This is a genomic window from Reyranella sp., assembly GCF_050185545.1.
In the GTDB taxonomy this organism is placed as follows: Bacteria; Pseudomonadota; Alphaproteobacteria; order Reyranellales; family Reyranellaceae; genus Reyranella.
In genome coordinates this window covers 1-10,392 of sequence record NZ_JBFWZI010000219.1, presented here as the reverse complement: position 1 = coordinate 10,392, position 10,392 = coordinate 1, and the positions used below count along the sequence as shown (strand labels likewise).

At 66.8% G+C, this 10,392-nt stretch carries 10 protein-coding genes and 3 tRNA genes; 4 read left to right on the top strand and 9 right to left on the bottom strand.

The window, feature by feature from the left end; translation table 11 throughout:
- The 3 genes from AB7O82_RS33420 to AB7O82_RS33410 form a co-directional block, all read right to left on the bottom strand.
- A partial coding sequence (locus AB7O82_RS33420) for a GTP-binding protein (protein ID WP_428620846.1) occupies window positions 1-127 on the bottom strand: 127 nt, incomplete at its 3' end.
- 66 nt (window positions 128-193) lie between these two features.
- A tRNA-Gly gene (locus AB7O82_RS33415) sits at window positions 194-267 on the bottom strand.
- Window positions 268-302: 35 nt separating this feature from the next.
- A tRNA-Tyr gene (locus AB7O82_RS33410) sits at window positions 303-389 on the bottom strand.
- A gap of 149 nt (window positions 390-538) precedes the next feature.
- Between AB7O82_RS33410 and rlmB the strand changes: the two genes are divergently transcribed.
- The gene (rlmB, locus tag AB7O82_RS33405; protein ID WP_428537161.1) at window positions 539-1,357 is read left to right on the top strand and encodes a 23S rRNA (guanosine(2251)-2'-O)-methyltransferase RlmB; all 819 of its coding nucleotides are present in this window, start codon (window positions 539-541) and stop codon (window positions 1,355-1,357) included.
- 160 nt (window positions 1,358-1,517) lie between these two features.
- On the opposite strand, the gene AB7O82_RS33400 is transcribed toward rlmB, so the two are convergent.
- The 6 genes from AB7O82_RS33400 to AB7O82_RS33375 form a co-directional block, all read right to left on the bottom strand.
- Window positions 1,518-2,438: an ABC transporter permease gene (locus AB7O82_RS33400; protein ID WP_428537158.1), complete on the bottom strand. Its 921-nt coding sequence runs from the start codon at window positions 2,436-2,438 to the stop codon at window positions 1,518-1,520.
- Window positions 2,435-3,406, bottom strand: coding sequence for an ABC transporter permease (locus AB7O82_RS33395; protein ID WP_428537155.1), 972 nt, complete (start codon window positions 3,404-3,406; stop codon window positions 2,435-2,437). The genes AB7O82_RS33400 and AB7O82_RS33395 overlap by 4 nt, the downstream gene beginning before the upstream one ends.
- Window positions 3,407-3,427: 21 nt before the next feature.
- Window positions 3,428-5,029, bottom strand: a complete 1,602-nt coding sequence (locus AB7O82_RS33390; RefSeq protein WP_428537152.1) for an ABC transporter substrate-binding protein — start codon at window positions 5,027-5,029, stop codon at window positions 3,428-3,430.
- 58 nt (window positions 5,030-5,087) lie between these two features.
- A complete protein-coding gene (locus tag AB7O82_RS33385) occupies window positions 5,088-6,083 on the bottom strand; it encodes an ABC transporter ATP-binding protein (protein ID WP_428537149.1) in 996 nt (331 codons plus the stop codon).
- Window positions 6,080-7,081, bottom strand: a complete 1,002-nt coding sequence (locus AB7O82_RS33380) for an ABC transporter ATP-binding protein (RefSeq protein ID WP_428537146.1) — start codon at window positions 7,079-7,081, stop codon at window positions 6,080-6,082. The genes AB7O82_RS33385 and AB7O82_RS33380 overlap by 4 nt, the downstream gene beginning before the upstream one ends.
- A gap of 210 nt (window positions 7,082-7,291) precedes the next feature.
- A complete protein-coding gene (locus tag AB7O82_RS33375; protein ID WP_428537143.1) occupies window positions 7,292-8,557 on the bottom strand; it encodes an MFS transporter in 1,266 nt (421 codons plus the stop codon).
- 152 nt (window positions 8,558-8,709) lie between these two features.
- Here AB7O82_RS33375 and AB7O82_RS33370 point away from each other — a divergent pair, with 152 nt between their 5' ends.
- The 3 genes from AB7O82_RS33370 (at window position 8,710) to AB7O82_RS33360 (ending at window position 10,392) form a co-directional block, all read left to right on the top strand.
- On the top strand, window positions 8,710-9,153 hold the full coding sequence (locus AB7O82_RS33370; protein WP_428537140.1) for a hypothetical protein: 444 nt from the start codon (window positions 8,710-8,712) through the stop codon (window positions 9,151-9,153).
- Window positions 9,154-9,344: 191 nt separating this feature from the next.
- Window positions 9,345-10,100, top strand: coding sequence for a DUF4214 domain-containing protein (locus AB7O82_RS33365; protein WP_428537137.1), 756 nt, complete (start codon window positions 9,345-9,347; stop codon window positions 10,098-10,100).
- Between the two features lie 217 nt (window positions 10,101-10,317).
- Window positions 10,318-10,392, top strand: a tRNA-Thr gene (locus AB7O82_RS33360).

The window sequence follows — 10,392 nt, the reverse complement described above, 5'->3', positions numbered from 1 at the left end:
TCGCTCCGCCCGTCTTCGCCAGGATCTTCGTGATCGCCGCCGTCAGAGACGTCTTGCCATGGTCGACGTGGCCGATCGTGCCGATGTTGCAGTGCGGCTTGTTCCGCTCGAATTTCGCCTTGCCCATAGTTTCACGACCCTCGTGCTGCTTTCAGCCTTCGACAAACACGGGTCCACCGGACCTCGTCAGATCTGGAGCGGGTGACGGGAATCGAACCCGCATAGCCAGCTTGGAAGGCTGGAGCTCTGCCATTGAGCTACACCCGCAATCTCTGAAAAGGCTCTCTCGCTGCGGTGCCCGCTGGTGGAGGGGGAAGGATTCGAACCTTCGTAGACGCGAAGTCGGCAGATTTACAGTCTGCTGCCATTGACCGCTCGGCCACCCCTCCGAACCTGCGTCAACGCGGCGCGAGATTAGCCTCTTCAGCCCGTTGAGCGGGCGGGCGTTGCTCGCAAATCCAATGGGTTGCGTCAAGACCGAAATCCGTGACGCCGGCCGATTTGCCGCCCGCCGCGACGCACCATACAAGTCTCGGCCATGGGCTCCCGACCTCGCCATCGGCCGCCACGCCCGACGCGCGGCGGCCATCAAGCGGTGTGGCTGTACGGCCGCCACGCCGTCCTGGCGGCGCTCGCCAATCCCGAGCGCCGGGTCGAACGGGTGCTGGCGACGCGCGAGACTGCCGAGCGGCTGGAGGCCGAGCTTGGCAGGCTCGCGATCCGGACCGAGCTCCTGGCCCGCGAGGAGCTGGCGCAGCGCCTGCCAGCCGGCGCCGTCCACCAGGGCCTCGCCGCCCTGGTGGGGCCGCTGGAGGAGGCCGCGCTCGAGGACCTTCTGGCGCGCTGCGGCGAGCACGCCCTCGTCCTGGCGCTCGACCAGGTGACCGATCCGCACAATGTCGGGGCGATCCTGCGCACGGCCGCAGCCTTCGGCGTCTCGGGCGTGCTCGTCACCGAGCGCCACGCGCCGGCCGATACCGGCGTGCTGGCCAAAGCGGCCTCGGGCGCGCTCGAGCTCGTGCCGCTGGTCCGTGCCGTCAATCTCGCGCGCGCGCTCGAACAGCTGAAGGAAGCCGGCTTCTGGCTGTACGGCCTCGACGAGCGCGGCGATGTCGGCATCATGAGTCTCGACCTCGCCGGCCGAGCCGCGATCGTCCTCGGCGCCGAGGGCGAGGGCCTGCGCCGCCTGACCGCCGAGAAGTGCGACCGGCTGGTCACCATCCCGACCGCCCCCCAGCTCGCCGCCCTCAACGTCTCCAACGCCGCCGCCGTCGCGGCCTACGAATGGGCGCGGCAGGGGGCGGAACGACGCCGCCCCCATTCGCCTCCCCTGTCATCGGGGGAGGCGCCCCCGTAGAGGGCGGCGGGGTGAAGGCCCCGGTGGGGATGCTTGGGTGTCCGATGTCGGGGCCGGGAAGGTCTCGACCGAGGCCTTCCCCCTCCGCCCCGTATGAGACCGGCCCCCTACTCCGGTGGGCCGCTTCCTGCGTCACGGCGGGTGAATTGGGGATCGCCCGTCACCGCTCCCGCAGCTTGGGATCAAGTGCGTCGCGCAGCGCGTCGCCGAACAGGCTGATGCCGAGTACGGTGAGCATGATGGCGAGTCCCGGGAAGACAGCAATCCAGGGCGCGGTCGTGGCATATTCCTCGGCGCCGCCCTGCAGCATCAGGCCCCACGCCGGCACCGGCTCCTGCACGCCAAGCCCCAGATACGAAAGCGAGGCCTCGGCGAGGATCGCCTGTCCGACAAAAGCGGACAACAGGATCAGAAATGGCGCCACGACATTGGGCACCATGTGGCGCAACACGATGCGGATGTGGCCAAAGCCCAGGGCTCGCGCCGCGTCGACATAGGGGATCTCACGAATCGCCAGCGCACTGGCTCGTACTACGCGCCCACAGCGCGGCACCAGCGGAATGGTGATGGCGATGATGACGTTGACCACGCCGGTGCCGAACACCGCGACCACCGCCAAGGCCAGGATTATCAGCGGAAAGGCCATCAGCACGTCGAGCACGCGCTGGAACACGAGATCGAACCAACCGCCGAAATACGCCGAAGCGACGCCCAGCACCAGGCCGATCAGGCCGCCGACCACCGCCGAGGTGAATCCCACGAGCATCGCAGTGCGCGCTCCGAACACCAGCCGCGAAAAGATGTCCCGGCCGAACTGGTCGGTACCCAGCAAATGGGCCCAGCTCGGCGCCTCCATCATGGCGCTGAAGTCGTTGGCCTCCGGATCGTACGGCGCGATCCAGTCGGCCAGCACGCCGGCAGCGAACATGACCAGCACGATTACCAGGCCCACGGTGCCCAGCGGCTGGCGGCGGACGAAGGCCCGGGTCGAGCCGAGCACGGACCGTCGAAGCTCGGGCAGCTCGTCGGCGGCTGGCGCGGCGGCGCCAACCGGCGCGCGGTTGGGGACAGTTACGGTCATGAGTAGCGGATCCTGGGATCGAGCCAAGCGTAGAGCACGTCGACCACGAGATTGACGAAAACGAACACGGCGACGACGAGCATCACCAGCGCCTGGGCCAGCACATTGTCCTGATTCTGCACCGCCTGCACGAGCAGGCGGCCGATGCCGTTCAGGTTGAACACCTGCTCGGTGACCACCAGACCGCCGATCAGAAAGGCGAACTCGATGCCGATCAGCGTGACCACGGGCAGCAGCGCATTCTTGAGGGCATGGCGGTTGACGATGATCTGCTCGAGCAGGCCCTTGGCGCGTGCGGTGCGAATGTAGTCTTCGCGCATCACCTCGAGCATGGCAGAGCGCGTGAGTCGCATGGTCACCGCCGAATAGCGATAGCCGACGGTGATGGCGGGCAGCAGCACCACGGCGAGGTTGTGCAGAGGATCCTCCCAGAATGGCACGTAAGTGATCGGCGGCAGCCACGCCCTGCCGCTGGCCAGGTAGGTGATATCGAGCACCAGCACCAGCGACATGATGCCGAGCCAGAACGACGGCGTGGCGATACCCGCGATTGCGACCACCCGCACGAAGTGGTCGAGCCCGCTATTCTCCTTCAGCGCCGAGATCGTCCCCAGCGGGATGGCGATGGCGATGGCGATCACCGTCGCCATGACGGCGATCTGCAGCGACACCGGCAATCGGATGGCAATCTCGTGCACGACCGAATTACCCGACCACATCGAGACGCCGAAATCGAAGGTGGCGTAGTCCCAAAGGAAATGCAGGAACTGCACGATCAGCGGCTCGTTCAGACCGAGCTCCGCACGGCAGGCTGCGAGAGATGCCGGATCGACGTGGGCCCCGCCGGAGCCCAGCCGAATGACGCAGACATCACCCGGGATCAGGCGCATCAGCACGAACACCAATGCTGCCGCTCCTGCCAGCGTCGGGACAGCCAGCAGGAGCCGGGTTACGATGTAACGGTACACGAGCCTTGCTCCGTCGGCCGGCTACTTGTCCAGCCAGACGTTGGCGAGATCCTGGTTCAGATAGTGGCTCGGGCTGACCTTCCAGCCTTTCACGTAAGACCGCGCCAGGATGATGCGGTACCAGTAGGGCAGCACGATCTCGTACGCCTTTGTATCGAGTATGTACTTCTCGTAGGCCCGCATGGCAACGCGCTGAGCCTTGGGATCGGTCTCGGTCCGCATCTTCTCGTAGAGCTCGATGACCTTGGGATCATCGTAACCGCCATAGTTGTCCGGGAAGACCGTGTGCGGCAGATACTTGCCGGTATCGAGCACCGGATTGACCACGCTCTGGCAGTTGGCCTCCATGGCGACGTCGAACGTGCCCGCCCGCATGTTGGAAAACCACGGACCGGTGGGCACGACCTTCTGCTCGACGTTCAGGCCGATCTTCTTCCATTCGGCGACCGCCCAGGTGCCGACGAACTTGTAGGGCTGGTCGACGCTACGGTTGAGCAGCTCGAACTTCAGTCCCTCGGCGCCCGCCTCCTTCAGGAGCCTCTTGGCCTCTGCGCGCGACTTCGCCATGTCGGGCCAGAAGCCCGCGATCTGCTGCAGCTCCTCCTTGGTGGCGGCAAGCGGCGAACCCGGGAAGACGATGCCGCCGACGCTGCGTACGATCGCGATCTTGGACAGCGCCGGCGCGCCGCCCCACTGGTCGATCGCGAGCGCCAGCGCGCGGCGCACCCGTACGTCGTCGAACGGCTTCTTCTTGGAGTTGGGCGTGAGGATGTTGCCGCAATTCCAGTCGCTGTCCTGCACCACGATATCCTTGCCCGCCTCCTTGACGAGCTGGTCGCGCGCCGACGGCGGCAGACCGCGGAACTCGATGGCCGCCCGGTCGCCGCGCAAGGCCTCGACACGGACCGACTGCTTGTTGGCGAAGATGCCTTCGATGGCGTCGAGGTAGGGCAGGCCCTTGTGATAGTAGTCGGGATTGCGCACGCCCTTGATGCTCTGACCGACCTCGTAGGAGACGAACTTGAACGGGCCGGAGCCCAGGATGTTCTTCTCGTACCAGCGCGGATCCTTCTCCAGCGTCTCCTTCTTGTAGATCCAGGTGTAGGGATCGGCCAGCGCCGGAAGGAACGCCGTCGTGGCACGCTTCAGCCGGAAGATCACGGTCGCATCGTCCGGCGCCTCGATCTTGTCGATCATCTCGTAGAAGCTGACGCGCGCGCTGTTCACCCCCTTTGGCGGGAACACGATGTACTGCCAGCTCGTCGCAACGTCCTGGGCGGTGAGCTTCGTGCCGTCGTGGAACTTCACGTCCTGGCGGATCTTGAAGGTGTAGGTCTTGCCGCCGTCCGTCGGCTTCGGCATCTCGGTGCAGAGATCGCAAACGAACTCCGTCGTGGAGGCCGGATTGTCCGGCGGCACGCGGATCAGCACGCTGTAGTAGGGGGCCGCGGCATGAACCGTGGCGTAGGTCGTTTCCCGGTGGCCGTCGAAGCTCGGCGGCGCGTCAGCCGGGATCAGATAGGTCAGCGTGCCGCCACGCTTGGGCGTTTGCGCGCCCGCTGGGCCTGCCGCCAGCAATCCGGCGGCCAAGGCAACGCATAGAGTCGAAACACCTGATCGCATTTGCATCGTTTCCTCCCTTACTCTTGCTGCACACCTCTCCCTGAACTCTTCATCACCGTCAGTGCGCCTCGCTGCAGGCAACCCAGTGGCCGGGCCGCAATTCCCGCAAGGCCGGTCGCGACTGGCTGCAGCCCGGCACCGCCATCGGGCAGCGCGGATGGAACACGCAGCCGGACGGCGGGTTGATCGGGCTCGGTACCTCGCCCTTGGTCACCCGGAAGGCCCGCGCGGCCTCGACGCGCGGATCGGGGATCGGCACCGCCGACAGCAGCGCCTGGGTGTAGGGATGAAGCGGATTATCGAACAGCTCGTCGGAATCGGCCGTCTCGACGATGCGGCCGAGATACATCACGGCGACGCGCTGGCAGAGATGGCGCACGACCGAGAGATCGTGGGCGATGAACAGGTAGGTCAGGCGGAAGCGCTCGCGCAGTTCCTCGAGCAGGTTGACGACCTGGGCCTGGATCGACACGTCGAGCGCCGACACCGCCTCGTCGCAGACGATGAATTCGGGATCGAGCGCCAGCGCCCGCGCGATGCCGACGCGCTGGCGCTGGCCGCCCGACATCTCGTGGGGATAGCGGTCGGCGAATTTCGGGTCGAGGCCGCACACCGAGAGCAGGTCGCGCACGCGGTCCCGACGCCGCCGCGCGTCGGGCTCGACCCCGTGCACCTTGATCGGCTCACCGATGATGTCGCCCACCTTCATACGCGGATTGAGCGAGCTGTAGGGGTCCTGGAAGATCACCTGCATGCGCCGCCGCAGAGCCGTGAGCTCGCCGCGCTCCATGCGGGCGACGTCGCGGCCGTCGTAAAGGACCTGCCCCGCCGTCGGCTTCTCCAGGCGCAGGATACAGCGGCCGGTCGTCGTCTTGCCACAGCCGCTCTCGCCGACCAGGCCCAGCGTCTCGCCGCGCCCGATGGTGAAATCGACCCCGTCGACCGCCTTGACGTCGCCGACCTTGCGCGACAGCACGATGCCTTCGGTGATCGGGAAGTGCATGGTGAGGCCACGCACGTCCAGCAGCGGGGTCTCGGTCGCCACCGCGCTCATGCCGCGACCTCGCGTGCAGCGCCGAGCTCGGTGCTGCGGAAGCAGGCCGAGAGATGGCTCCCCGTCCCGGCCGGCGCCAGCGGCGGGCGTGCCTCGGCGCAACGCTCGACGGCGAAACGGCAGCGCGGCCGGAAGGCGCAGCCGCCGTCCAGCCGGGTGAGATCAGGCGGCTGGCCTTCCACCGGATCGAGCCGCGTCCGCCGCGGCTGGTCGAGCCGCGGCACCGAGCCGAGGAGCGCGATCGTGTAGGGATGGCGCGGATCGTGGTAGATGGCGTCGGCCTCGCCTGCCTCGACGATGCGGCCGGCGTACATCACGTTGACCCGGCTGGCGTAGCGGGCAACCACACCGAGATTGTGGGTGATGATGATCTGGGCGACGCCGAGCTCTTGCGTCAGCGACTTCATCAGCTCGAGGATCTGGGCCTGGATGGTGACGTCGAGCGCGGTCGTCGGCTCGTCGGCGATGATCAGCTTTGGATTGCAGGCGAGCGCCACGGCGATCATCACCCTCTGGCGCATGCCGCCCGACAGCTGATGCGGGTACTGCTTGAGCCGGCGCGCGGGGTCGGCGATGCCGACCATCTGGAGCAGCTCGAGGGCGCGCCGCTCCGCGGTGTCGCGATCGGCGCCCTGATGCTGCTCCAGCGTCTCGGTGATCTGCCGACTGATCGTCAGCACGGGATTGAGCGAGGTCATCGGCTCCTGGAACACCATGCCGATGTCGCGGCCGCGGATATCCCGCATCTCGGCCTCCGACAGGCGCAAGAGGTCGCGACCGTCGAACAGGATCGCACCCTCGGTGATACGCCCGGGCGGATCGGCGACCAGGCGCAGGATCGACAGCGCGCTCACCGACTTGCCCGACCCGCTCTCGCCCACCACTGCCACCGTCTCGCCCGGCTCGACGGCGAAAGACACGCCGTCGACCGCACGTACGGTGCCGGCACCGGTGCGAAATTCGGTATGGAGTCCTTGAACCTCCAGCAACGGCGGCATCGGTCTCTCCGTGCGGTCACCCCGGCATCCGACCACGGCCGCCGCGAAGCCCTGTTCGCTGGCACCCCCGGCCGCTCGCGGACCCCAAATCCACGAGCGTACGTCCTGGCGACTACTTTAAGTCTCTACAGTGAAGCCTGTTTCCTCGATCACGCCGTCGCCGATCGTGTCACCGACCGACGACGCAACCTCTTTCGGGTCGCGGAAAATCTAGGGGATGGGGCGGCGCGCTGCAAGCGCCGCCACCGCCGCCAGGGCGGCCAGGGCGCCGAATAGTGTGAGAGAACTGGCATAAGTCCCGTTCCAGTCGCGCAACAGACCGGAGATCAGCGGACCTGCTGCCTGCGCGAGCACCTGCAAGGACAGCGCGACGCCGCGGATCGCGCCGTAGCTCTCGCGCCCGAAATAGTCGGCCCACGCTACCGGCAGCAATGTCGAGATGCCGCCGATGCCCAATCCGAACAGGCCGGCGAACAGATAGGCCGCTTCGGCCGAGCCGACCCAGATCAGGCCGAACGACCCGGCGCTCAGCAGCAGGGCCCACAGCAGCATGGGGTAGCGTATCGGCCAGCGTCGCGGCAGGAAGCCGACGCCGAAGCTCGCCACCGCCGACATGGCGGAGAAGAAGCTGATCACGGTCGCGGCCGTGATCGGCGACAGGCCGCGCTCGATCAGGTGGGGCGCCTGGTGCAGGCTGACCCCCGCCTGCACCGGATAGACCAGCACCGTGTAGAGCGACAGCAGCCAGAAGGCCTGGGTGCGCATTGCCTGCTGCCGGGTGAAGCGCGGCTCCGGCGCGGTGGCGCCAGCGCCATTGGCGGAAACCAGGCGATCGGGCGTCAGGCCGATATCCTCCGGCCTGCGCACGACCAGCAGCCAAACCGGCAGGAAGCCTACCAGCATGACCGTGGCGCCGATCGCGATCCAGCCGCCACGCCAGCCATCCTCGCGCATGGCAAGCTGGGCGATGATCGGCAGGACGACCAGGCCCGACATCTGCGCGAGCGTCGCGATCGCGGTGGCGCGCGCGCGGCGGGCGACGAACCAGTTGTTGAGCGCACCGTAGAGACCGAGGTCGTACGGTCCGGCCCAGATCATGCGCGCAAAGCAGAACAGCAGGTAAAACGTCAGCAACGACTGGATGAGCGAGAGCGCCATGGTCGACAGGCCGATGCCGAGGACGGCCAGGCAAAGCACCAGACGGGCGCCGCGCCGGTCGAGCACCGGCCCGACGACCGGCGAGATGACGGCCGCCAGAACGCCGCCCAGCGACACCGCCCCTGCCATCTCGGTGCGCGACCAGCCGAACGCATCGGTCATGGGCACGACGAAGACCGACAGCACGGCCACCGCAGGCCCCTGGCGCGCAAAGCCCGCCAGGCAGAGACAGGCGAGGACGACCCAGCCGTAGAAGAACGGCAGGCGCGGCACGAGCAGGCGCGGCAGGAGGGGAGGCCTGACGACGGAGGTCACCATGGCAATCTCGACCGAGGGAGGCGTCGTCCACAACAGGAAACGCCGAAACGACAGAGCGCCGTCCGTGGGATTGCCTGCTGGCGCGAAAAATGGCCACGTAGCGAACCACCGTCTCGCTACGTGAACTCAACATGCCGCGAACTGGAGCCACCATGACCGACGACTGGAAAAATCGCGATGCGCGGGACCTCTGGATGCGCCTGTGGTCCCCCTGGGCCTCGTTCGCGCCGCGCGATCTGTCTCAACCGATCAATTCGGGCTGGAGCTTCGGCAACGTCATCGTCAACCAGCGCAACTCGAGCGCGCCCGAGACCGAGCAGGCCATCCTCGCCGAGGAGAGCTACGGCCGGCAGATCGGCAAGCTGTTGGAAGCCGTCCACGAGCTGATCAAGGAGAAACCCGGCAGTGCCGCCAACCCGGCCTTCCAGGATATCGAGGCGCTCAGGGAGAAGGTGGATCGGCTGAAGCGCGAGGCCGCCACCGCGCGCATCGATCAACTCAGGCGCGACCTTGAGCTGTTGAGGGCGTCCGACAAGGAGGCGTTCAAATCGAGGATCGAAGCTTTACGCTCTCTTCTTCCTCTCGATGAGCGCTAGGCCGGACTCGCTCGAGACCTCTGCGCGGCGGCACCACCACGAGTGTCACCCTGACGGCCTACGGCGATGCCCATTCGACCGAACGGGAGTTCGTCTATAGCGACAGCTTCGCTGCGGCCATCGCGGCAGACAGCTGGCGCCAGGACGCGCCCTCGCGCACCGCGCTCAAGGCCGGCGACGGCGAGACTGCGGTGATCAATGCGGCCGCGGTGTCAGGGCACGTCACCGTGAATCTTGGCAATCACCACGCCACGATCGATGGTCGGTCGATCGATATCGACCCGACGACCAGGGTGACCAAGGTGTTCACGGGCGACGGCGACGACTCGATCATCGGCGATGCATCCGACAACGCCCTCCTGGCGGGTCGCGGCAACAACACGATCGACGGCGGCGGTGGCACGGACACCGCCCTGTTCATCGGCAGCCGCGCCGACTGCACGGTCGGCTTCAGCTCCGGAGGCACGTTCACCGCAGGCACTCTCTCGCACGACACCTTCGACACGACCGTCCATATCGAGAAGGCAGCTTTCTCCGAAGGGACGCTCTGCGTCCAGGCGGCATCGGACACCGGCCTCGGCATAGCCGCCCTCTACAATGGGCTCCTGTTCCGCAATGCCGACGGCGGCGGCTACGGCTACTGGACCACCGAGGCAGCCAACGGCGCCAGCCTGGGCGGGATCGGCGCCAATTTCCTCGCGTCGACGGAATTTGCCGACGGTGCCGGCATGCTCGACAACGCGGCGTTCATCGACGAGGTCTACCAGAACCTTCTCCACCGTGCGCCTGACGCGGGCGGGGCCGCCTATCGGAGCGCGGAGTTGGCCAGCGGCGCGCTCACCCGGGCCGGCCTGGTGATCTCGATCGATCACTACATTGAGTACCAGACGACACAGCTCACCGGCGTGTTCGCTGCCATCAACGAGCTTGGAAACGTCTGGAGCTGATGCGGGGGTCCGCTTGCGGCCATCGCTCCTGCGACGTGAATATTTCTGCAGCACGCCTGCCGTCACCGCGGAGCTACACAGCGTGCGCCAGTTTGAAGCACTGAGTGGCGCAAAAGGCCGCTCCACTACGCGTCGCTACGCTCGGCTCCGGTCGGGATGACGTTCTCCTGCGCGCGTTGTGCCGATCTCCATCAGAAGCTAAATGTGGCTGGACGATGCCGGGTTAGCACAGCGGTAGTGCAGCGGTTTTGTAAACCGAAGGTCGGGGGTTCAAATCCCTCACCCGGCACCA